The organism is Mucilaginibacter sediminis, assembly GCF_051903035.1.
Classification (GTDB): domain Bacteria; phylum Bacteroidota; class Bacteroidia; order Sphingobacteriales; family Sphingobacteriaceae; genus Mucilaginibacter.
In genome coordinates this window covers 954,796-980,419 of record NZ_CP170602.1, presented here as the reverse complement: position 1 = coordinate 980,419, position 25,624 = coordinate 954,796, and the positions used below count along the sequence as shown (strand labels likewise).

At 43.0% G+C, this 25,624-nt stretch carries 14 protein-coding genes; 5 read left to right on the top strand and 9 right to left on the bottom strand.

Translation table 11 applies throughout. The annotated features are described in order from the left end of the window. Positions 1 to 57: 57 nt before the first annotated feature. The 9 genes from ACFGVS_RS03855 to ACFGVS_RS03815 form a co-directional block, all read right to left on the bottom strand. Positions 58 to 2,526: an FtsX-like permease family protein gene (locus tag ACFGVS_RS03855; RefSeq protein ID WP_439697535.1), complete on the bottom strand. Its 2,469-nt coding sequence runs from the start codon at positions 2,524 to 2,526 to the stop codon at positions 58 to 60. 108 nt (positions 2,527 to 2,634) lie between these two features. After that, positions 2,635 to 5,046 (bottom strand): ABC transporter permease, encoded by a 2,412-nt coding sequence (locus ACFGVS_RS03850; RefSeq protein ID WP_439697534.1) that lies wholly within the window; start codon positions 5,044 to 5,046, stop codon positions 2,635 to 2,637. A 214-nt stretch (positions 5,047 to 5,260) separates the two neighbouring features. Then, positions 5,261 to 7,687 carry an ABC transporter permease gene (locus tag ACFGVS_RS03845; protein WP_439697533.1) on the bottom strand — a complete coding sequence of 809 codons (2,427 nt, stop codon included), beginning with the start codon at positions 7,685 to 7,687 and terminating at the stop codon, positions 5,261 to 5,263. 232 nt (positions 7,688 to 7,919) lie between these two features. Then, positions 7,920 to 10,274, bottom strand: coding sequence for an ABC transporter permease (locus ACFGVS_RS03840; protein WP_439697532.1), 2,355 nt, complete (start codon positions 10,272 to 10,274; stop codon positions 7,920 to 7,922). 71 nt (positions 10,275 to 10,345) lie between these two features. Beyond that, positions 10,346 to 12,712: an ABC transporter permease gene (locus tag ACFGVS_RS03835; RefSeq protein WP_439697531.1), complete on the bottom strand. Its 2,367-nt coding sequence runs from the start codon at positions 12,710 to 12,712 to the stop codon at positions 10,346 to 10,348. Positions 12,713 to 12,815: 103 nt separating this feature from the next. Continuing rightward, a complete protein-coding gene (locus tag ACFGVS_RS03830; protein WP_439697530.1) occupies positions 12,816 to 15,245 on the bottom strand; it encodes an ABC transporter permease in 2,430 nt (809 codons plus the stop codon). A gap of 137 nt (positions 15,246 to 15,382) precedes the next feature. Continuing rightward, the gene (locus tag ACFGVS_RS03825) at positions 15,383 to 15,808 is read right to left on the bottom strand and encodes an ABC transporter permease (RefSeq protein ID WP_439697529.1); all 426 of its coding nucleotides are present in this window, start codon (positions 15,806 to 15,808) and stop codon (positions 15,383 to 15,385) included. 280 nt (positions 15,809 to 16,088) lie between these two features. Then, positions 16,089 to 16,766, bottom strand: a complete 678-nt coding sequence (locus tag ACFGVS_RS03820; protein WP_090652755.1) for an ABC transporter ATP-binding protein — start codon at positions 16,764 to 16,766, stop codon at positions 16,089 to 16,091. A 136-nt stretch (positions 16,767 to 16,902) separates the two neighbouring features. Beyond that, entirely contained in the window at positions 16,903 to 18,156 is a 1,254-nt protein-coding gene (locus ACFGVS_RS03815) for an efflux RND transporter periplasmic adaptor subunit (RefSeq protein WP_090652632.1), read from the bottom strand. Positions 18,157 to 18,845: 689 nt separating this feature from the next. Here ACFGVS_RS03815 and ACFGVS_RS03810 point away from each other — a divergent pair. The 5 genes from ACFGVS_RS03810 (at position 18,846) to ACFGVS_RS03790 (ending at position 25,618) form a co-directional block, all read left to right on the top strand. Next, complete coding sequence (locus ACFGVS_RS03810) at positions 18,846 to 20,204, top strand: sigma-54-dependent transcriptional regulator (RefSeq protein WP_274213453.1); 1,359 nt, start codon at positions 18,846 to 18,848, stop codon at positions 20,202 to 20,204. After that, positions 20,194 to 21,543, top strand: a complete 1,350-nt coding sequence (locus ACFGVS_RS03805) for a sensor histidine kinase (RefSeq protein ID WP_274213454.1) — start codon at positions 20,194 to 20,196, stop codon at positions 21,541 to 21,543. Before ACFGVS_RS03810 ends, ACFGVS_RS03805 begins: the two co-directional genes overlap by 11 nt. 788 nt (positions 21,544 to 22,331) lie before the next feature. Further along, positions 22,332 to 22,853: an NADPH-dependent FMN reductase gene (locus ACFGVS_RS03800; protein ID WP_439697528.1), complete on the top strand. Its 522-nt coding sequence runs from the start codon at positions 22,332 to 22,334 to the stop codon at positions 22,851 to 22,853. 228 nt (positions 22,854 to 23,081) lie between these two features. After that, positions 23,082 to 24,965, top strand: coding sequence for a molecular chaperone HtpG (htpG, locus tag ACFGVS_RS03795; RefSeq protein ID WP_439697527.1), 1,884 nt, complete (start codon positions 23,082 to 23,084; stop codon positions 24,963 to 24,965). Between the two features lie 239 nt (positions 24,966 to 25,204). After that, positions 25,205 to 25,618, top strand: coding sequence for a DUF4251 domain-containing protein (locus tag ACFGVS_RS03790; protein WP_439699232.1), 414 nt, complete (start codon positions 25,205 to 25,207; stop codon positions 25,616 to 25,618). Positions 25,619 to 25,624 lie beyond the last annotated feature (6 nt).

Here is a 25,624-nt window from a genome sequence, read left to right as displayed (position 1 = left end):
GTTCATTGGTGCCGCTTGTATATCCATCAGCCTTGCTAACTGCCAACTGCCAACTGCCTACTCACTTCTAAGGCTCCTGGTCGGGTTAGCCATCGAGGCTTTTATGGTCTGGAAGCTTGATATTATCAGGGCGGTTAACAGCATCCCGCCACCGCTTAGTACAAAAATCCACCAGCTGATGCTGGTACGGTCGGCAAAGCTTTGCATCCATTTGTTCATGGCGTACCAGGCTAATGGCGTAACCAGCGCAAATGCCAGCAGGATAACTAATATTAACTCGGTTGATAGCAGCGCAACTATCTGCGATACGGTGGCGCCAAGTACTTTACGTATACCTATCTCTTTAGTACGCTGATTGGTATTGTAAATGGCCAGGCCTAATAAACCAAGACAACTTATAAATACCGATAAGCCAGTAGCCCAAGCTAACAGGGTTGATGTATGCTGCTCGGCATCGTAGAACCTGGCAATATTTTCATCAAAAAAGTGGTATTCAAAATCATCTTCGGGATAAATTTCCTTCCAGGATACTTCCATCGCGGCAATCGCTTTTTTCCAGTCATCACCGCCGGCCGATTGTGGCTTTAGTGCGATGTGGAAGGTGCCGTTATTGTAGTGGTTAAGCTCGGTTAAAATACATATCGGACTAATTGGCGCATGTAATGATTCGGCATGGAAATCATGTACTACACCGATGATCTGCATTTTTACATCTCCGTTAAAATTGTCGATGTATTTGCCAACCGCATCGGCTGGGTTTTTAAAGCCAATGGCGTGGGCGTAGGTTTCATTTATTAAAAATGCTTTTGAGGTATCACCCGGTAGTAAATTGCGCCCGGCTATTAATTTAATGTGGTATACTTTAATGTAGTTTTCGTCGCCGAATTTTTCAGCCAGCTCCATTTTAATTTCCTTTTTGCCATCGCGGAAAGTAGCCTCGGTTGAGTTACCATTATCAGACGACGGCGCATCTTTGCCCAGGCTTACCAATTGCACCTGTGGCAGGGCGATAATCTTATTTAAAAATACCTGGTTACGGCTTTCTGTGCGATTTTTCCATGGGGAATTGATAATCAAAATAGCATCCTTCTTCAACCCCAGGTCTTTATGCAGCGCGTAATATATTTGCTTGCTAACCAATACGGTAGCCATAATAAAAAATTGGGCTATTACAAATTGCGTTACCGTGAGCGATTTACGCAACCAGGCATTCCGTGTTTTACTGCTGTTTGACGATGCCTGGTTTTTAAGTACCAAAACCGGTTTATAGCCCGATAGTAAAACCGCGGGATAAAAACCGGATAACAAACTCACTACGAATGTAAGCGCCACCAGAAACACAATAAGATTGGGCTCACTTAAAAGATCTAACGTAATCCCTTGAGGAATAAAATCTTTAAACAAGTTGAGGATCACCGGCGCAATCAAAACCGAGATAACGACTGCGATCAGGGTAATAAAAAAGGTCTCGGTCAAAAACTGAATGATAAGTTGAAGCCTGCTGCTGCCCATTGTTTTGCGAATGCCAATTTCTTTGGCGCGTTGGGCAGCCTGCGCTGTTGTTAAATTAACAAAATTGATGCAGCCCAGCAATAATAAAAACATGGCAATGGCAAGCAAGCCGTACAATGTTGTTTTGCTTGCTGTGCGGCCGCCATAAAAAGTACCGTAAAGCGCATTAAAATGAACATCGCTTAGTGGTTGTAAAGCAAAGCTGCGCGTATTGCCTTTATTGGATGGCGTTGGCGGGTTATGTTTTTTCAGGATTTCATTCAGCTGCCTGGTTATTTGCGCAACTGTAGCCTGAGGAGATAATTTAATAAAAAGCTGTGATGCTGGTGTTGTACCACCCCAATGTTTCGGCCTTAATTCGTCTTGTAAAGCTTTGTTATTAGTTGCTGTTGAGTAAGATATAAAAGCCTGCGATTTAAAATCAGTATTGCCTTTTAACGGCTCTATGATGCCGGTAACAACAGTATTTAAGGTATCATAGGTAATAACCCTGCCCATCATTTGATTGTATGACAGTTTAGGAAAATATTTTTCGGCCTGGTCGGTGGTCAGCACTACCTGGTTGGGGCCATTGAATGCGGTTTTAGCTTTGCCTGCACGCCAAGTATAGTTAAAAAGCTCAAAATAGCGCTCATCGGCCAATACCACATGATCCTGCAGTTTAAATTTAACAGGCACCCCGGAGTTACCCGGCACAAATACATTTGGTTGATACAATGCAAAGAACGGGGCTGCCACCTCAACACCGCTAACCTGCGTACGCACGGCCTCGGGCAAAGGGCCGCAAACACCGCGGTTATAGGCCTGTTCGCCGGCATAAGTATAATTGGAAACTACCCTGTATACCCGGTCGCTATCATGAACCGACTTATCAAAAGTAAAATCAAAATGTACTATCAAATAAATAACCAATGCCGAACTAATTCCGATAGCCAAGCCGATTACATTGATAAACGTAAAAAACTTGTGCCGCCAAAAGTTGCGCAGGGCTATCTTAAAATAGTTTTTAATCATTCTTTTTGTTCATTAGTTCACTGGTTCATTAGTTCATTGGTACTTATCGCTTTATAACTTTGTAGCGAACACCTCGCTGCTTACTGCAAACTCACAACTGCCCACTCACTATTCACTCCGAAGACTTTTTACCGGGTTTGCCGATGCTGCTTTGATGGATTGAAAGCTGATAGTTAAAAAAGCGATGACAACGGCAATTACGCCTGCCATTACAAACACCCACCATTGGATACTGATTCGAAAGGCAAAATCAAGCAGCCACTTGCTCATGGAGTACCATGCTATGGGTAATGCAATTACCGATGCAATAAGTACCAGTTTTAAAAAGTCTTTAGATAGTTCGGTTACTATTTGAGGGATGCTGGCGCCCAAAACTTTGCGCACACCTATCTCTTTAACCCGCTGTGTAATGGTGAATGCCGACAAACCAAACAAACCCAAACAGGCTATAAATATGGCAATGAACGAGAATATAGTAAACAAGCTCCCTTGCTGTTGCTCACTGTTGTATAACTTTTGAAATTTATCATCCAGGAAAACATATTCAAACGGGGTCTCGGGCTGATATTTTTTCCAGGCCTGCTCCAGGGTATTAATGGCCTCCTGAACGTGGTCACCATCAATTTTAACAGATAACCGGCGATAACTGTTGTTGGCGAATGACGGCATCCGCATCAGTAACGGAATGATATTTTGATGCAGTGATTCAAAATGAAAATCATTAACTACACCTATTATCTTCCCTTTTACGCCACCATAACTAATTTCTTTACCAACGGCGCTCTCGGGGGTTTGCCAGCCCAACACTTTTGCGGCCGAAACATTGATTACATAGTTGTTGGTGTCGGTTCCAAAATCTTTCGAAAAATTACGGCCGGCAGCCATTTTCATTCCGTAAGTTGGTATAAAACCGTAATCGGTATTGATGTATTTTACATCTGCGTTCACCATTTTTGACGATCCGTTCTGCATCACGGAAATCCCCTGGTCATCCAATAACCTTCCGGAGGGGATCCGCGACGAACGGGATACATCTTTCACAATTCCTTCTTTGGTAACCTCATTTTTAAAAACCTCAAATTGCCCGGGGGTAAAAGGATTGGCTGCGGTTAGGATATGATCTTTATTAAAACCCAGCGCCTTTTGCTGCATATACCTCAATTGCTGAAAAACAATAGTGGTGGCAACAATTAAGATGATAGATATGGAGAACTGAATAACCACCAATACCTTCCTGAACGAAATACTGCCCGATCCTACTTTAACCAGGCCCTTTAACACTTTTACGGGTTTAAATGACGACATAAAAATAGCCGGATAAATGCCGCTGATAATACCAATTACAAAAGGCATTGCAACAACGGCTGTAACTATTTGAGGTTGAAACAACAGGTTAAAAGATAATGACAATCCCGAAAAAGTGTTCACCAGCGGGATTACCGCATAGGTAATGCCAAGCGCCAGTATCAGCGAAAATGCGGTTATCAATACCGATTCGCTTAAAAACTGGATAATGATTTCCTTTTGCTGTGCGCCAATAACCTTACGGATACCTATTTCCCTTGCCCTTAAGGCCGAACGGGCGGTTGATAAATTCATGTAGTTGATACAGGCGATAAGCAGGATAAACAGCGCAATGGCCGAAAATATCCAAACCCTTTTGATATCGCCATTTTGATCAAGCTCGTCATCAAGATGAGAATGCAGGTGGATACTCAGGAATTTTTGAAACGACAGTTTACTGTTTTTTGATTCGCGTGTACCAACGTATTTATCCAAAAAAGCAGGGAACTGCGCAGCCACTTTATCTGCGTTATATCCTTTGGGGAACAACAGGTAGGTAAAAAAGGAATTATTGCCCCAGTTAGTTTGCAAACCTTTTCGGCCATAAACCGCTGTGTCGTTCAGGGTATTAAATGAAAGCAGCATTTTAGCATGAAACTGCGAATTGGCCGGCAACGGTTCAAAAATTCCGGTTACCTTAAAATTAAACTGGTTACCCAACCGTACCACCTTGTTTATCGGGTCTTCGTTGCCAAAATATTTATGCGCCATTTCTTCGGTCATCATCATCGTAAACGGGTCTGACAATGCCGACTTCGGATCTCCCTGGGTGGTTTTAATGTTAAAAAAATCGAACAAATTCTCATCAGCGAAGTAGCCTTCATTCTCGGTAAGCAATTTGTCTTTATACCTGATCACTAAACTGCCGCCTGCCGGGTATATGCGGGTGACTTTTTTGATATCCGAAAACTCATTTTTTAGCAAGGGGCCAAACGGCGGCGCAACCGCCCCTAAATGAAGCGTTTCTACCCCATCAGGCGTATTAAAGCTGCGGGTAACACGATAAATATCGTCGGCATTGGCATTAAACTTATCATAGCTCGTCTCGTTGATTACGTAAACCACAATCAGCAAACAGCAGCTTAACCCAACGGTTAAACCAAATATATTGATGAACGATATAAATTTGTGCCTGGTAATGTTCCGTAAAGCACTGCGTAAATAATTCTTTATCATAACGGTGTAGTTAAATTCTAAACTCTAAATAATAATTTAAAAACTCTAAGTCCTAAACTCTAAATCGCAACCTTAAACTATAATTCCTAAATTAACAGGCAATTTTCACCACTCACCACTCACCACTCACCACTCACCACTCACCACTCACCACTCACCACTCACCACTCACCACTCACCACTCACCACTCACCACTCACCACTCACCACTCACCTACTCGTTCCTCAAACTTTTCACCGGGTTGGCCAGGGCCGCTTTTACCGATTGAAAGCTGATGGTTATTGCGGCTACCAGTAATGCAATACAGCCTGCTAATAAAAACACCCACCATTGGATGCTTATACGGTAGGCAAAATCCTGCAGCCATTTGCTCATGGCGTACCAGGTTATAGGGAATGATATGAGCGATGCTATCACAATAAGTTTTAAAAACTCTTTTGATAATAATGTGGTAATGCTGCCTGTTGATGCCCCCAAAACCTTACGGATACCTATTTCTTTAACCCTTAGCCTGATCATGAATGCTGCCAGGCCAAACAAGCCCAGGCTGGCTATTATCAGGGCAACAACGGCAAACACGGTAAATATCTTCCCCGTTTGTTGTTCTGATGCGTAAAGCGACGCAAATTTTTCGTCGAGGAAGGAATAGCTGAAAGGTAAATCAGTTTTAAAGCTATCCCATTGTGTGCGCATATCGGCAATAAGGTTTTTAATATCTTTTGTTTTTACCTTAACCATAATTGAACTGATGCTGTGGCCGGGCAACAACATCAGCGGCGCAATCTTTTGCTTTGTTGATACGTAATGAAAATCTTTAACTACCCCTACAACAGTATACTGAGCTCTTGCCGAGCGGACAATGGTTTTGCCTATCGGATCGCTTTTGCCCCATCCCAAATCACGCACCAGCGCCTCGTTAACAACCACCGCCATGGAATCGCCGGGATACGATGGATAAAAATTACGCCCTTTTACTATCTGGATCCCTAAAGTGGGTATATAGTGTTCATCCACATGAAAAATATCTGTATGAATTTCGGCGTGGCCGCCTTTGTCATTAAATTCCTTGGCATCTATCTGCGTGCCGTCAATACCGCCTCCTGAACCGGGAACACTGCTGGATATGGTAGCATTTATAACCTGTGGATTGCGCAGCAACTCCTGCTTAAATGCGTCAATGTTGTTGCGTAACGAATAAGTTTCATTTATTACCAGTACCTGATCTTTATCATAGCCCAGTTTTTTGTTTTGCATGTAATGCAATTGCTGGTAAACTACAAATGTGGCTATAATAAGTGCGGTAGATACTGCAAACTGGAAAACGATAAGCCCGCTGCGTAAATAGTTTTTGCTGGCCTGTTTGGTAGTCCCCGAGCCACCCTTTAATACAGCGATGATCTGGAAGCCCGACAATACAAATGCCGGATAAATACCTGCTATAACCCCAACTACAAAAACAAGTAATACCTCGGTAACTATGGCCTGGAAACTCACAAAGAAACTAATATCGATATGCTTGCGCGACAGGTCATTAAAAACCGGCAGCAGCAGGTAAACGAATACGATGGCCAGTACCATAGCCCCTAATGTAAGCAGTACCGATTCGGTAAGAAACTGTGAAATAAGCCCGCTTTTTTCTGAACCTAATACTTTACGGATGCCAACTTCTTTGCTCCGTTTTGCCGAACTGGCGGTTGATAAATTGGTAAAGTTAATGCAGGCCAGCATCAAAATAAATATAGCCAAAACACCAAATATGTAAACGTAATGAATATCGCCATTAGCTTCCAGCTCGTATTTGGTTGCCGAGTGCAGGTGGATATCGGTTAAGGGTTGCAAATAAAACAGGAAGGTATTTACAGATTTACTTGCCTCGGCCACACTTACATTCATGTCGTGGGCAATTTCGGGCACTACAAACTTTTTGACCAGGTCATTCGGAAACGCCGACTCCAGCTTTTTCGGGTCGGCGTTCTTGTTTAGTTTTATGTAGGTAAAATAACCAATGTTGCTCCAGGTTTGATGCGCGGTTCGTACATAATTATTCATGCTAAAAAACGCGTCGCCATGAAAGTGGGAATTGTCGGGTACTTTCTCAATAACCCCGGTAACCTTATAGGGCTCCCCGTCTACCAGTAACGACTGACCTACAGCGGGCCCATTGCCAAAGTATTTTTTTGCAAATGTCGCGGTGATTACGGTACTGTTGGGTTCTTTCAGGCAGGTTTTGCTTTCGCCATCAATTAAGGGGATAGAAAATAGCTGCAGAAAATTAGCGTCGACCATAAACAGGTGTTCTTCTTTAAACTTTTTGCCATTGTATTCAATAAATGATGGTTTGCGGCCGGTAAGCCTGGTTACATCGCTTACCTGCGGATATTGATCTTTAATGCCTTTTGCTACAGCAACATCTACGTTGGGGTACTCGCTTGTTCCCGCGTTTTCAATAGTTTTAATACCAACGCGATAAATCTGCCCGGAATCCTGCGGGTATCTGTCGTAACTTAATTCACTATAAACGTATGCCGTTATCAGCATACAGCAGGCCAGGCCAACCGATAGGCCAAATACATTTATAAACGAAAATATTTTATTGCGTTTTAAACTACGCCATGCGGTTTTAATATAGTTCTTAAGCATTGTGATGTATTTACCCGCAATGCAGTTTAAAATACATACCAATTATTAAAACAGCTGAAAATCAAATAGTTAATTCATAGCTCAAATTACAACTGTACGCAGGCGTAACAGTAGGTGTACGATTATGATACAGGGCGAAAGGTGAAAGGGAAAAGGTTAAAGGCGAAAGGTCACAGTGTCTTGTAACCTTGAATAACCTTTTCCCTTTCGCCTTTTCCCTTTCGCCTCGATATTATTCGTTCCGCAAACTGTTAATAGGGTTGGCCAGTGCGGCTTTGATCGATTGGAAGCTTACGGTTAGCAGCGCTACTATGGCGGTGCCGGCGCCTGCCATTATAAATACCCATACCTGTATAGTTATGCGGTAGGTATAGCCCTCCAGCCATTTGTGCATGCCCCACCAGGCAATTGGCGATGCAATGGCAAAGGCGATGAATACCAGCAGTAAAAACTCTTTGGATAGCATGCCCGTAAGGTTTGATACCGATGCGCCAAGCACCTTGCGTACGCTAATCTCTTTTTGCCTGTTTTGAGCCATATAGGCCGACAAGCCAAATAAACCGAGGCATGATATAAAGATGGTTAAGCCGGCAAACAAACTGGCCAGGGTTCCAACTTTTTGCTCGTCGCTGAATTTTTTAGCATACTCGTCATCCACAAAATGATACTCGAAGGGATATTCAGGATTATATTTCTTAAAAACGCCTTCGGCAAGTTTCAGGTTTTGGGCTGTGGTGTTATTGGGGTTAAGCTTGAAGTGTACCACGTTGAACCATGATTTTGGCCCCTGGATAATCATGGCTTTAACAGGCTGATATGGCGATTCGATAATAAAATCCTTAATCACGCCTACTATAACCAAATTGTGGTTGTCGCGCTTGATCACCTGCCCTATCGGGTCTTTAAAACCAACAACTTTTACAGCAGCTTCGTTGAGTAATATCGCTGTTGAGTCTGTTGGGTAAGTATTTACATCGATATCCCTGCCTGCGGCTATTTTTAAACCCATTGTTTTTACAAAGTCGCCATCGGTGTTGTACATAATAAAATCTATCTTCTGGCTTTGATCTTTTCCCTTCCAGTCAAAACCCCAGCTGTCGCTCCAGCGTTGGGTAACCGGCGAATTGGTTTTGGTGACCGATACCGCGGCCCCGCTGCTTACCAGCTCATTGCGGATCATTTTAAAATTTTTATCGATACTGCCCGACATCATGGTGTACACCAGGTTGTCCTTTTTGTAGCCAAGGTCCCTGTTTTGAGCGTACTGCATCTGATCGCGGATAAGAATGGTACAAATGATAAGAAAAATAGCGAATATAAACTGCACCACCACCAATATTTTGCGGGGACTGATTACGGCGTCTACATTTTTAAACGTCCCTTTTAACACGCTAACCGGCTTAAATGACGACAGGAAGAAAGCCGGGTAACTACCCGCAATTGCGCCGGTAAACAAAACAAATCCTAAGCCCGCCAGCCAGAAATAAACACTGGCATAAGGCACAAACAATTGCTTATCGGTTAACTGGTTAAAGCCCCACATGCTGATTTGCACAATAACAATGGCTATTACGCCCGCAATAAAAGCTATCAGGATACTTTCGCCTAAAAACTGTGTTATAATCGAGCCTTTTTTTGCACCTATCGCTTTCATGATGCCAACTTCGCGGGCGCGCTTTTCGCTCCGGGCTGTGCTCAGGTTCATGAAATTTATACAGGCTATCAATAAAATGAATGCGGCAATAACAGCAAACAACCTTACCGATTCAATTTTGCCACCGGTTATTTTACCGTTTTCAAATTTGGAATATAAATGCCATTTGGCAGCGGGGTGCATAAACACTTCCTGGTCTTTTTGGTCGGAGTGCGATTTGGTGATGTTGAGGACTTGCTTGTTAAGCTGATCTTCGGTTACATTGGGTTTAGTAAGCACCCAGGTTTGTACCGAATTATTGCCCCAATATTCATCATCGCCACCTGTTTTTTTCAGGTAGCTCCAGGGCATCAGGTATTCAAAATCAAAACGGGTGTTGTTGGGCAAATCTTTCATTACCCCTGTCACCGTAAAATGGTCAACGCTGTCAATACGTACCACTTTCCCCATAGCGTCTTGTTCGCCAAATAGTTTTTTTGCCAGTTTTTGCGTAATAACTATAGAGTTAATGGTATTGAGCGCTGTTTTAGGATTGCCCGCCACCAGCGGAAAGCTGAACATGGTCAAAAAATCAGGATCGGTAAAATCACCATTAAGGTTCAGGTGTTTATCGCCAAGGGTAAACAAGAAATTGGCCGATGTTGTGCGGCAGCTTTGTTCAACAGCAGAGTAATCCTGCTTCAAAGTTTTCGACATGATCTTGGGTGTGGTTCCCCAGCACCACAGTTTGCCATCAAATACAGCACGGTTATAGGCCTGGTACAACCTGTCGCGGTTTTGATGAAACTGGTCGTAGCTCAGCTCATTCTGGATCCAGAACAGGATAAGCGCCGCGCTGGCCATACCTATAGCCAGGCCCGATATATTGATTAATGAAAATGATTTGTTACGCAGCAAATTGCGCCAGGCTATTTTTATAAAATTTTTAAACATACAACCGGGATAAGTTTGAATAATATAAAGACGAAACTTTTGTTAACAACGTTGCATCAAAAAGTATAAAGTTATTCACTCCTTAAGCTGTTCACCGGGTTAACCAACGCGGCCTTTATGGCCTGATAGGCAATGGTTACCGCGGCTATGATAAATGATGATACTATAGCGACGAAAAATATGCCCGGACCGATGCTAATGTGATATGCAAAATTTTGAAGCCAGTTATGCATCACATAGTAACCCAGCGGCGCGGCTACAAAAAAGGCTATTGCTATCAGGTAAATAAATTCTTTACCAAACAGGGCTACAATACTGTATATGGGCGCACCCAAAACTTTGCGGATACCAACTTCTTTTGTACGTTGCGATGCGGCAAAAGCTATCAGCCCATATAAGCCCAAACAACCAATAAGTATAGCGATGTACGAGAATAGCTGAAAAGCTGTGTAAACTTTTTGTTCCTGCCTGTAAAAATTGGCTATATGCTCGTCCATAAACTCGTATTGGAAAACATTATCAGGGAAAAGCCCAAGCCATTGTTTGCCGATAAAAGCAATGGTTTTATTCATTGCGGCGGGCTGAATCCGTATGCTGGCCATGAAAAAGCCCCGCGAATTGTACTCCAACACGCAGGCCCTCCGTTTTTTATGTTTTGATTCGCTTTGGAAATCCTGTACTACGCCCACGATAGTTGATTGTTGATCGCCATTAAGCTTTACGTGTTTGTTCAAAGCAAGTTGCGGATCCTGGATGCCCAGCTTATGCATCATAGTTTCGTTGATTACGATGCTATTCAGTGTATCTTTATCATCTTTTTTCCAGATTTTTTGACCGGCCAGCATGTGCAGCTGAAACATGTCGATATATTTTTCATCAACAAATTTCATCTCGGTAACATCATCTTTGGTAAGTCCAAGCTCGGGCGACTGAAAACTGGTGAAAGAATTATTATATACAGGTCCGCCGTTAGAGAAGCTGAGATCTTTGATACCGGGATTTGTCATCAGTTGCTGTTTAAATACATCCCGTTTCTCTTTTGTCGGGATACTAACCGTAATAACAGCTTCCTTATTAAATCCAAGGTCCTGGTTTTTAAAAAAGTCCATTTGATGGGCAACTATCAAGGTGCCAACAATTAATATCTGCGAGATGGCAAACTGCGCTATAACCAGGCCTTTACGTAAGGTTAAGCCTTTTGCCGGTATGCCCGCCTGGCTTTTTAATGATTCAACCGGCTGAAATGCCGATTGCACAAATGATGGGTATAAACCAGCCAGCAGGATTACCAGGAAGGTTATTCCCGCTATCCAGGTCATAACTTCGGGTTGTAACAGCTGTTTGGGATCAATAGTTATCGACATCCATTCGCCCGCCCGGGCAAGGAAAAAAGCTGATACCAATACGCCTAAAATTACCGATAGTAAAACCAGGACAGTAGTTTCGCCCATAAATTGCCTTATTAGCTGCGATTTGGTAGCGCCTAACACTTTACGTACCCCAACCTCTTTAGCCCGCCTGATAGCCTGAGCCGTGGCAAGGTTAACGAAATTGATACAGGCGGTAATGATAATAAGCAAAGCAACCCCTATCAGCGCGTAATACGTATCTTTTGAGGTTGGTGTGATAATGTTATTAATATAACGCTGATCGAAATGAACATCTTTTAATGGCTGCAGCGGCAAATGAGCTGCTTTGGCAATATCGGCACCCCAGTTCTTTTTAATAAAAGCGGGTATTTTGCTTTCCAATTGATGGATGGAATACTTTTTAGGGATCACGATATAGGCATAGCTACCGCCCGGGATAGACCAGAAATTACCCATGGCGCCTTTTAACTTCTGTTCGATGGTTTTGAGCGAGATCAGCAACGATGTTGGCGTGCTTGAATTGGGTGGCAAATCTTTAATAATGCCTGCTACTTTAATATCAAACTGATTTTCGAAGTTGATATTTTTCCCCATAGCTTCGCTGTTGCCGAAATATTTTTTGGCGGCGGTCTCGGTAAGTACTACACTATTGGGTTGCGAAAGCGCGGTTTTAGGATCGCCGGCCAGCCATTGGTAATCAAAGACCATCGGAGTTTGCCCATCGCCAAAAACTATGTTCTTTTCTTTAAACCGGTTTTCGCCTATCTTAATCATCGCGTCGGGCAGGTAAAAAAGCTGCGTGGTTTGCTCCAGCTCTGGAAAATCAATCCGCATAGCCGGAATTATCGCCATAGAAACGTTGGAGTTAAAGTCGATTCCGTTTAAAGTTACCCGGTAAGTGCGGCTCGCCTTGCTATTGTAGCCGTCAAAGCCCAGCTCATTCCTAACAACAAGGAAGATCACCAAACAAGCGGCCACACCCAAAGTAAGCCCAAAAACGTTCAGGAAAGCATAACTAAGGTTACGCCGGATGTTCCTGAAGGCAATAGTTACATAGCTTTTAATCATGATTCTGGTATTAAATTTTAAACGCTAAACTCCAAATCGCAATTTCCAAATCCTAAAATTCAAACGCTAACCTAAATTGATACTCCATTTAAATGACCCAAGGTCACTCATTCTTTAAACTATCTACCGGGTTGGCAATCGCCGCCTTAATGGATTGAAAACTTACCGTTATTATAGCAATGATCAATGCACCCGCAGCAGCTACAACCAATACCCACCACTGAATACTTATACGGTAGGCAAAATCGCGCAGCCAAAGATTCATGAGGTACCAGGCTATAGGCGAGGCTATTAAAATGGATATGCCCACAAGTTTTATAAAGTCGACCGAGAGCATCCCCGTTATAGCGGCAACACTCGCCCCTAATACTTTACGGATGCCTATTTCCTTGGTACGTTGCTCGGCAGCGTAGGCTGCTAAACCAAAAAGCCCTAAACAAGCTATCACGATGGCCAGGGTGGTAAATACCATAAAGATTTGCCCGGTGCGCTGCTCCGTACGGTACGAGGCGTCAAAATCCTGATCCATAAAAGAGTAGTCGATCTGGATATTGGGGTTCAGCTCTTTCCAGGCGGCATTGATTTGCGCCATCAGCGTTGGCAAGTTATTAGTTTGAACTCGTACACTAAGGCCACCGTTATTATCGGCAAGGGTCAATATCACAGGGCTTACATTCTCGTGCAGGGAATTGAAATTAAAGTCTTTTACTACGCCTAAAATACGGTATTGCTTCATGTGTTTCAGGTCGTGCTGGCTGGCCATCGACCGGTAGATAACACTATTTACCGGCTCTTTAAAACCCAGGAACTTAGCCGCAGCTTCGTTGATAACAACCCCGTCCGAATCTGTAGGCATATTTCTTGAAAAATTACGCCCGGCGGCTATTTTCATATCCAGGGTAGGCAAATAATCTTCATCAACCTGCCAGCTTTGCGGAAACATGGAGGTTTTTTCGTTTAAGGTGGCGTCCCTGTAATAAATGGCAGTACTTTTCCAACCCGATGTTGGTACAAAGCCAGTCATGGTAGCGTTAATAACACCGGGTAGTTCCTTTACCTTTTGCTTAAATATTTTAGCCTGGTTATTAAGTTCGTAAACATTTTTTATGATAAGTACCTGGTTACGGTTATAGCCCAGGTTTTTGGTTTGAATATAATTAAGCTGATTATAAATAACCAGCGTACCGATAATTAAAAATATGGATATGGAAAACTGGAACACAACAAAAAAACTGCGAAGCCTGCCTCCCTTAAAGCCGGTTGCCAGCTTGCCCTTCAACACATCAACAGGTTGAAATGCCGACAGATAAAATGCCGGGTACGAGCCGGAAAGTATACCTACAACCAATGCAACCAATAGCAGCAGTGGTAGCATCCAGTTTAATGAAGCCGCATTGATGGCAAGCACTTTACCCGATAATTGATTAAACACCGGCAATAAAAACAACGCAATAATAAAAGCAAGCACAGTAGCTATTACAGTTACCAACACCGACTCGGTTAAAAACTGAGCTATCAAGTGCTTACGCGCCGATCCTAAAACCTTGCGTACCCCTACCTCGCGGGCGCGGTTTGATGAACGGGCTGTTGACAGGTTCATGAAGTTTACACAAGCTATCAGCAGTATAAATACCGCTATCAGCAAAAATATATAAACATACTGCGTAGTACCGTTTGAACCTAATTCGCCGGAGATATTTGATTTGAGGTGAATATCTGTGAGTGGAATTAAATTCAACCTGAAAAAGCTGCCCCGTTTTTCAAACTCGGCGTAAGACATGTTTAACTCAGATTTCATTTGAGCACCGCTGAATTTCTCTAATAACGCCGGGAAAGCGGCCTCTAATTGTTTGGCGTATGATTTGTCTTTTAATAATACATAGGTATTATAATCGCTGCGCAGCCACTCTGTCGATTTACTGTCGGGGAAGGACGACATCGAGATAAAAAAGTCGAAATTGAAATGCGACTGTTTGGGTACATCTTTAATTACCCCGGTTACTTTACAAAGGGTATTATCATTAAACAGCAGTGTTTTACCAACTACATTGCTGCTGTTAAAATATTTTTGGGCGGTGGTTTCGGTAATTACTACGCTGTTGGGCTCAACAAGCGCCGAAGCCGCGTTGCCATTGATCATAGGGAATGTAAACACGCTAAACAAAGAAGGGTCAGCAAATGCCACCCTGTTTTCAACCATGTTCAGCGTGCCTTTTTTAACATGCGAGGAGCCGGCGTTTTTTATGCGCGTGGCATTCTCAACATAAGGATATTCGGCAATCAAGGTTTTAGCCAGCGGCGCCATGCAAACCGCATACTTTACGCTGTTATCGCCCAGTTTTAGGTCCTCATTAACCCGGTAAATACGGCCGGCTTTTTTGTTGTACCTGTCGTAACTCAGCTCGTCGGCTACGTACAACACAATAAGTAAGCAAGTGGCCAAACCCAAAGCCAGGCCCAATATATTTATAGCCGTGAAACCCTTGTTCTTACGCAGGCCACGAATGGCGGTTTTTATGTAGTTTCTTATCATAATTAATTCTTGAGTACACCGTGTTAGTTCACTTTTTCATTAATTCATTGGTTTTGTATGGCGGTTCATTGGGTTGGTTATGTGAAATAATGGCCCAAGGTGGTGCAATTTTACTCCCACCCATCAATGAACCAAGATCATTCACTTCTCAAACTATCTACCGGGTTGGCAATCGCGGCTTTAACCGCCTGAAAGCTAACCGTAGCAAATGCAATTACAAGCGCTATTACTCCTGCCAATGCAAAAACCCACCAACCTATAGCTATGCGGTATGCAAAGTCTTGCAGCCATTTGTTCATTGCAAACCATGCCAGCGGAAATGCTATTAGCGATGAGATGATTACCAGCTGTAAAAACTCAATAGACAACATATTTACTATGCCGGTTACAGAAGCACCAAATACTTTGCGAATACCAATTTCGCGGGTACGCTGTATGGTGCTGTATGATGCCAAACCAAATAAGCCCATGCATGAAATACATATGGCCAGCACAGCAAAAATCGAAGAGCCTTTGTGTCTCCAAAGGCTTCTGCATGCAATTTTAATGTAGTTCCTGATCATATTAATAGGCTCACTTTTGGTTCATTAATTCATTGGTAGTATCTGGTGGTTTATGGGTTCGCTTGTTCATTAGTTTTGATTGGGTGGTTTACTTATGGGCTCATGAGTAGCCGCCATAGCTGGCGTTAAGTCATAGCTACAAAATCTAAAATTATCCCACCAAGAACCAGTGAACGATTAGGGGCAAAACAAGCTTACCCCTCCATCGCGGAGAGGTTAGCTTTTAACAACATTAACTTATATAAACTATCTTTTTATTGGGGCAGACGACACTTTGGTTTTATACCATAATGTTTTCTACAACGGCCTGGCCGTCAAGTAACCTTATAATCCGGTGGCTGTAACGGGCATCATGCTCAGAGTGTGTAACCATGATGATGGTTGTACCCTGCTCGTTCAGGTCGGTTAACAGTTCCATTACATCATTACCATTGGTACTATCCAGGTTACCGGTAGGCTCATCCGCAAGGATCAGTTTTGGTTTGTTTACAACCGCGCGGGCAATGGCCACACGTTGTTGCTGACCGCCCGATAACTGTTGTGGATAGTGGTTGCGGCGGTGCATAATCTGCATTTTATCCAGCACCTCTTCTACCCTTTTAACACGCTCGGCCGATGGCACACCGGTGTAAATTAACGGTAATTCAACGTTTTCAAACACGGTTAACTCGTCAATAAGATTAAAACTCTGGAAAACAAAGCCGATGTTGTGCTTGCGCAGGTCGGCACGTTTACGCTCGGTAAAATGAGCTACTTCAATATCGTTAAAAACGTAGCTGCCTTCATCCGGGTCGTCCAACATTCCCAGGATATTTAACAATGTTGATTTACCACAGCCAGACGGGCCCATTATGGCCACAAACTCGCCTGTTGCAATTTCAATTGATAGCTTGTTTAAGGCTATGGTCTCTACCTCTTCTGTGCGGTAAAATTTTTCGAGATTAGTAATTTTTATCATTTGCCCCTCCTGAATCATCTGCCTTTCGGCCGACGATGTTTGTTTGATTTGGTTTATATTATTATTTATTAAATTAATTATCTGTTTATATGACGTTTAGCATCAGTATTTCGTTGCAATAGCATGAGCAAAATATCTATTTTTTGAGCACAAGTTCCTGTATGTCGCCATAAGTTTCATAGCTCGATGTAATTACCTTATCGCCAGGGTTTAAACCATCGGTTACCACAAAATAGTCAGGGCTTTGGCGGCCAAGCTGAATGTTTACTTTATAAGCTCGCTTACCGTCTTCTGCTACTTTAAATATCCAATTGCCACCGGTTTGCTGGAAAAAGCCGCCTTTAGGCACAAGTACAGCTGTGGTTTCATCGCTCAGCGCCAACCTAACCTGCAGCGTTTGCCCCTTGCGAATCCCTTTAGGCACTTCGCCCACAAATTGCATGTCAACCTGGAATCTGCCGGCCGTTACAGTTGTAAAAACCTTTTTAATTATCATGTTATATGTTTTTTCGGCAAACTGAAAATCGCCTTTCAAACCCGGAAACACGCGTGATAAGTAATGTTCATCTATATCAACCCGTACTTTAAAGCCCGATTGTACGTCAATCTGTCCTAAACGTACACCTTTGGTTTTGCTTTGACCAACTTCGGCATCAAGGTTAGTGAGCTGGCCGTCAATAGGTGCCCTTAGAGTAAGGCTGGCTACCTTTTTACGCATCAGCGCCAGCGCAGCCTTCATTTGAGCGTAGTGTTCCTGTGATTGCTGATCCTGTTGTTTAACCAACGATGTATCCTGCTTCAAAATCTGGATAGCCAGTTTGCGGCGGTTTACCTGGTAATCATAGCTATTTTTTGCCGATTGATACTCCTGCAATCCAATCGCTTTTTGATCGTAAAGCCTTTTATCCAACTCATATATCCTTTTGGCTTCTTTGAATGCGTTCTCAACATCGGCCATGGTGTTTAATTTGTTAATAGTAGCCTGGTTGGCATTGTTATGTGAAATTTGCATCTGGGTTTGCTCTGCAAAAACTGCCGACTCCTGGGTAGCAAGGTTAAGTTCTTCGTCAACGTTGCTTAGTTTTAGTATCGGATCGCCTTTTTTAAGCATGGCGCCATCGTCAACATAACGCTCTTCAACCTCGCCGCCTTCTGTTGCGTCAAGAAAAATGGTGGTCAATGGCATCACGGTACCGTTAACAGGTATAAACTCCTGGAACGGGCCTTTTGTTATAGTACTGATAGTTATGCGCTCTGTATCAACATCCAATTTGCTTTTGCCCGATGTAAAATAAATACTGCCCCCTATTAATAAAATTATGCCTGCAATACCAGCAATAGTTAATATTCGCTTGCTGTTCCAGGTCTTTTTCTCAATTTTTCTGTCCACTGTAGTTTATGATATTTTGAATAATGGTTACAAAAACACATGCCACAAATTAAAACACTGTTTTTCAATACATTAAATACATATTACGTATTTAGGGCGTACGCTTCTGTTACATCAAGTGTACGGTAATGATACAGTGTGCGCGAGTAGTGAATTGTGAGTGGTGAGTGGGTGGTTAATTTTCAATTAAATAGAATTTATACATTCTTTCAATGCGCCGTTTCTGTTTATTTTAAATTGCCTTTCCCTGGAGGTACCCGCCGAAATGAGCACAAAACCAGTAGGTATTTCTTCAAGCCAGCCGCAAATGCATTGCTTTTCGCCCATTCTCCGTTATACCTTACCTTCCCGACAGAACAAATCTCAACACTACAAGCCATTGTCAATCATAACAAATATACCTCACAACTCACCATTCACAACTTACCGCTCATCATTTTTTGCCGGCCGTATAAAACTTAAGTATGCAATTATTAATTTGCAGAAAGTTTTGTTTGCTTCATGGTTCATTATTGATGGTTAATGGCAGGAGGTTTGTTGCAACTGGTACATGGATCATAGTTAATGGTTCATGGCTAAGATTAGCAACTGCCGGTACTGTAACATTTACTGTTTAACAGGCGTCTGTCATATAACAATCAACAAAATAGGGCCATGAACCATGAACTATCAACTATGAACCTAAAAACATGATACTAAAAAAAGCTACTATTCTTATTGTTGATGACGACCCGGATGTACTAACTGCCGTAAAGCTGCTGTTAAAAACCCAGGCCGGCGAGGTGATAACCGAGAAGAATCCCGAAAACCTGAACTGGCTGCTGCAACGCAACGAGGTTGACCTGGTTTTGCTTGATATGAACTTTAACAGCGCCATTAACACCGGCAACGAGGGTTTGTACTGGCTGCGTAAAGTAAAAGACTGGAAGCCCAACGTTTGTGTAATTATGATAACCGCCTATGGCGATATTGACCTGGCCGTACGCTCATTAAAAGAAGGCGCCGACGACTTTGTGGTAAAACCATGGCATAACGAAAAGCTGATAGGCACTATAAAAGAGCTATTGGATAAAAAAGAAGGTGGCGCCAAAGCCACCAAAGCACCTGCGAAAAATACGGCCGGGGATACATCGATATTGGGCGAATCGGAAGTGATGCAGGATATTTTCCATAAAGTAAATAAAATAGCCCCTACCGACGCCAATATTTTGCTGTTGGGCGAAAACGGCACAGGTAAAGATTTGATGGCCAAAGCCATTCACGAGCGCTCATTACGCGCCGATAAGCCTTTTATTAAAGTTGATGTAGGCGCCCTTACCGATACCTTGTTTGAAAGCGAATTATTTGGCCACAAAAAAGGCGCTTTTACCGACGCGCGGGAAGACCGCGCCGGTCGTTTTGAAGATGCCGATGGCGGTACACTGTTTTTAGACGAGATTGGCAACATTAGCTTACAGCAACAGGCTAAATTACTAACCATACTGCAAAACCGGCAAGTAACCCGGTTAGGGACCAATAAGGCGGTTGATGTAGATATCAGGCTGATATGTGCCACCAATGTACCGATGAGCGAACTGGCGAATGAAAACCGTTTCAGGAAGGATTTAATTTACCGGATAAACACCGTAGAAATTAATATGCCACCCTTACGCCGCCGCAGCGAAGATATTGTGATTTTGGCCAGGCATTTTGCCAAATTGTATGCCGGCAAGTACCTTAAGGCTGCCGTTGATTTTGATGGCCCGGCTTTAACAAAATTAAAATCATACAATTACCCCGGTAATGTACGCGAGCTGCAATATACTATTGAACGCGCAGTTATTATGGCCGACGACAGTACGCTGAGGCCCGATGACCTTATCTTTTCAATACTGGAAACGCAAACGGACAACAACATCAATGATGATAACATTCAGTTGAGCACACTGGAGAAGAATGCTATTTTAAAAGTTATTGAAAAGCATAATGGCAACATTACCCGTGCCGCCAAAGAATTGGGATTAACCCGTACTGCCCTGTACCGCAGATTAAGCAAATATGATATTTAACCGTTACGAATGGCGGCTATTGCTGCGTGTGTTTTTGTTATTCCTGGCACTTACTGCCGCCGCTTATGTAACGGTTAAAGGCCAGCCGCTATACCTGGTGATATTCGTCCCCCTGGTAATTTACGCTGTGATAGAGATGATACGCTTTCAGAAAAAAGCGCAGGACGAGGTAAACCAGTTTGTCGAATCTATACACTACCGCGATTTCTCGCGTCATTTTGATGTGCGCAAAGCCCCAAACGAATTAAAGCCGTTACGCAAGGGCTTTAACGATATCAATACCACTTTTAAATTAATAAGCCGCGAACGCGAAACACAATACCATTACCTGCAAAAGATACTGGAACTGGTAGATACGGGCATCCTATCGTACGAGGAAGATACCGGCACCATCAGCTGGATAAATGAGGCTTTTAAAAAATTACTCAGCATCCCCTACCTTAAAACTATCCAATCGCTCGAAAAACGGGAGCCGGCGCTTTACCATGAGTTACTTAAGCTAAAACCCGGGGAAAGCAATATCATCAGCATTATCCGTAACCAGCAGATGGTAAAAATTTTAATAACATCCAGCATGATGCGCAGCGACGATAAGTTGTATAAACTACTGGCTTTTCAAAACGTGAGCGAAGCGCTGGACGAAACGGAATCAAAAGCATGGTCGAAATTACTGAACGTGATGACGCATGAGATTATGAACTCGGTTGCCCCAATTTCGTCATTGGCAGATACCTTGAAAAACCGGCTGCAAAGCCCCGAAATTACTGAAACGATGGAGGCTACCGAACTGGAGGACCTGGAGCTGGGTATAGATACCATTAAACGCCGCAGCGACGGCTTGCTGAAGTTTACCGAAAGCTACCGCAGCCTGAACAAGATAACCAAGCTGGAGCGCGACAGGATACTGGTACGCAACCTGTTCGAGAACCTGAACAGCCTGATGAAGCCAACGCTATCCAAAAAGAACATCGAACTGGAAATTATCCTGCGCGACCCTGCCCTGGCCATTGAGGCCGATATAAACCTGATAGAGCAGGTAATGATTAACCTGCTGGTAAATGCCATTGAAGCCGTTAAAGACCGCGATGAACCCCGCATCACCCTATCTGCCGAGGCCCAAAACAACAGTAAAACCCTGGTTAAAATAACCGATAACGGTATGGGTATGCCGCACGAGCTGCTGGATAAAATTTTTATCCCCTTCTTCAGCACCAAAAAAACCGGCAGCGGTATCGGGCTGAGTTTGTGTAAACAAATCATGCTGCTGCACAAAGGCAACATCCAGGTATTATCTACCGAGGGCAAAGGATCATCATTTATATTGCAGTTTGTACCGTAAAGCCCCCTCCGCCCCCTGAAGGGGGAACTTTTGAATTGCAGGATTGATTATCAAAAGAACAAAAAATCTGTCATTCTGAGTAACCACCAGGGTTGCCCCTGAAAAAAACAGTGATGACGTCATGAACAAAAATACAATAGAATCGTCATTGCGAGGTACGAAGCAATCCCAAACTATGTGGGACTTAGCACGTCGGGGATTGCTTCGTACCTCGCAATGACGGATATTTTATACTAACAATCAGCAACTTACAAACACGTCATTATAAGGTACGAAGAATCTATTCGCCACCATATATAACCGCCGGAAAAGTTCGCTGGTAAATGCTTCGTACCTACTCATGACATGTTACACTTTCGAGGTGCGCAGGCCTGTCACCCTTAGCCTGTCGAAAGGTCGCGCGGAGAGGCCTTTGCCCGCTATGGTTCGACAGGCTCACCATGACAGCCCTTTTAACTATGTCATTCTCCCTTCAGAATTTCGCGAAATTTTACCACTCAGCATGACAGGAAATAAATGCTTTTTCCCGATGCCTGTGTCCTCACAGGCATCTTCCCGGCATGTCGTCGGTTATCGGTTTAGCAGTCAGGGATTGTAGATTAATATAGGTATTTACTATCATTTAAAGCCCGAAGTCATTTGCTAAACCATTTTAGCTTGAATTTTATTTTTATTGTTTGTTCGGCCCTCCCAGAACATAAAAAGAATTGAACCTGATTACGATGGAAACTTACGAAGTTTTAAAAACTTCGTAAGTTTGGTTAGGCTCGAACAAATAACAATTTACCATGAAACACATCCTGGCCATTCCCGGCAGCCTCAGGGCCGGTTCAACAAATCATAATATCCTGAAACACTTAGGTGCCCTGGTACCTTCGGATGTTGATTACAGCATTTACAACGATTTGGCCCTTATACCTCCCTTTGACCCTGGCAACGACGATGATTACCCGCCCGAACCCGTTTTTGAATTAAGGGAACTGTTAAAGCAGGTCGATGGTGTTATCATTTGCACACCCGAATATGCTTTCGGCGTACCCGGCCAGCTTAAAAACATGCTGGACTGGACGGTATCCAGCGGCTCATTCTCCGAAAAGCCGGTAGCCCTTATCACCGCCTCCTTAGGCGGCGAAGCAGCCCACGCCGCCATGCTATTGATCCTGGGCGCCCTAAACGCGCGAGTTGCCGACGGCGCAAAGCTGAATATATCTTTTATCAGGTCGAAAATGGATGGGGAGGGCAATGTTACAGATCAGGATACCGTTCAGGCGTTAAATGCAGTTTTGAAAACGTTTTTGGACAATATTTAAAACTGGTCGTTATTTGGTCTTACCGCTTTATCACAGCTCAGGTTAATCACCCTAAATACCGTTATTGGCATTGTAGCCAGTATCTATTGCGTCGCATCCGCATTGCCGGAAGCCGGTTTACATTCGGGTAAATTATTAGTCTGCCAATTTGACAACTTAGCCTGCTTTGGAACATGCATTGATGGTTGCAGGTAGAAATTAATATTAATCCATTTATATATCAATATTATGCAAGAAAAAGGCAGCATTTCAATCCACACCGAAAACATTTTTCCGATAATTAAGAAATTTCTTTACTCTGATAATGAGATATTTTTGCGCGAGCTGGTATCTAACGCTGTAGATGCTACCCAAAAAATAAAACGCCTGGCTTCTTTAGGCCAATATAGCGGCGAACTTGGCGATCTGCGCGTTGAAGTTGCATTTGACGAGGTTAAGAAAACCATCACCATATCCGACAATGGTTTGGGTATGACCGCTGAAGAAATAAAAAAATACATCAACCAGATAGCATTTTCGGGTGCTACTGAGTTTATGGAGAAATTCAAGGAAGCTAAGGATGCCAATGAGATCATCGGCCGCTTTGGTTTAGGTTTTTACTCGGCCTTTATGGTTGCCGACAAGGTTGAAATACAAACACTTAGCTACCAGGAAGGTGCAGAGCCAGCTTACTGGGTTTGCGATGGCAGCACCGAATTTGAAATTGGCGAAGGCGTTTTGGCCGAGCGCGGTACCGAGATTACCTTGTACATCAACAGCGAATCGGAAGAGTTTTTGAGCAAATACAAATTGCAGGAAATCCTTGACAAATACTGTAAATTTTTACCTGTGCCTATTAAATTTGGCACCAAAACCGAATCTGTTGAGGATGGTGTTGACGAAGAAGGAAAACCTAAATATATTGATGTTCAGGAAGATAATATCATTAACGATACTAACCCTATCTGGACAAAAGCGCCATCTGAATTAAAAGACCAGGATTATCTTGACTTTTACAAACAGCTTTACCCTTTCAGCGAAGACCCGTTATTCTGGATCCACCTGAATGTTGATTATCCTTTCAACCTTACCGGTGTATTGTATTTCCCTAAGCTGAAAAACGATTTTGAGATCTCGAAAAACAAGATCAAATTATTTAGCCGCCAGGTATTTATTACCGACGAAGTGAAGGATATAGTGCCTGAGTTTTTGATGCTGTTACATGGTGTAATTGATTCGCCGGATATTCCTTTGAACGTTTCGCGCAGCTTTTTACAGGCCGATAGCAACGTTAAAAAGATAAACAGCTACATTACCAAAAAAGTAGCTGATAAATTGTCAGAACTGTTTAAAGCCGACCGTAAAGCTTACGAAGAAAAATGGACCGACATTGGCCTGTTTGTAAAATACGGTATGGTAAGCGAAGATAAGTTTTATGATAAAGCCAAAGATTTTGTTTTGGTAAGTAACACCAAAAAAGAAAACTTTACTTTACCGGAATACAAAGAAAAAGTTGAAGCCATCCAAACCGATAAAGACGGTCAGCTGGTTTACATTTACACCAACGATCCGGCTAAGCAGGATTCGTTTATCCAATCGGCCAACAAAAAAGGTTATGATGTATTGGTGATGAACTCGCCTATTGATAACCACTTCATTAGCCAGTTGGAGCAAAAACTGGAAAAAACTTCGTTGAAACGCGTTGATGCTGATGTGGCCGATAAACTGATAAAGAAAGACGAAGCGCCTGAATCAGTTTTAACCGATGAGCAATCAACAAAGGTTAAAGATATCTTCAACAAAGCCATTAACAAGCCGGCATATAGCGTTCAATTAGAGAGTCTTAACCCGGATGAATTACCGGTAACTGTTACCATGGATGAGTTTATGCGCCGTATGAAAGACATGGCAGCTATGGGTGGCGGCATGGGCTTTTATGGCAATATGCCCGATAATTACAAGGTAATTGTTAACGGCAACCACAAGTTGATAACCCGCATTTTACAGGAAGAAAATGAAGAAATACAGGCCCAGTTATCAAAACAGGCATTTGACCTGGCCCTGCTTTCGCAAGGATTATTAACCGGCGCCGAACTTACCGAGTTTGTAAACCGAAGTGTTAATTTGATCTAAGCGATCTGCTTAAGTAATACTAAAGCCACCTGCAAAAACAGGTGGCTTTTTTGTTTAAATATTATTTAAATTTGATATGGAATAAACCTTACAACTGCATCCTTGTCATAAATATTAAATCATTTGGATATGAAACCATTAAAGAGATTTTCGTTATTGATAGCGATGGTATTGATGGGCACAGCTATTGTTAACGCTCAAACTACCCGTAAAGAAAAAAAGCGGCCCACGTTGCCGAAATAAAGGCCATTGTTGAGGCCCAAAACTTTGTATTTAACGCCAACTATGTAAACCCAACGCGCTTAAACAGCAGGGCGCTCACTTCAAGCTACGACCTAACTGTTGCCAAGGATACTATCATCGCTTACCTGCCCTACTTTGGTGTGGCCACTGTAGCGCCGGCATACGGATCGACCGAGGGCGGGATTAAATTTACTACCACCAAGTTTACTTACGTAGCTAAACCCGGCAAAAAGGATGGCTGGAATATCACCATCAAACCAACGGTAAAAAATATCAGTGATTCAAGGGATGTGCAATCCATGTACTTGAACATTAGCTCGGATGGTTATGCTTCATTACAGGTGATCAGCACCAACCGCGATCCTATTTCCTTTAACGGCACAATTGAAAAAAGACCGGAGAAGAAGTAGCTAAAA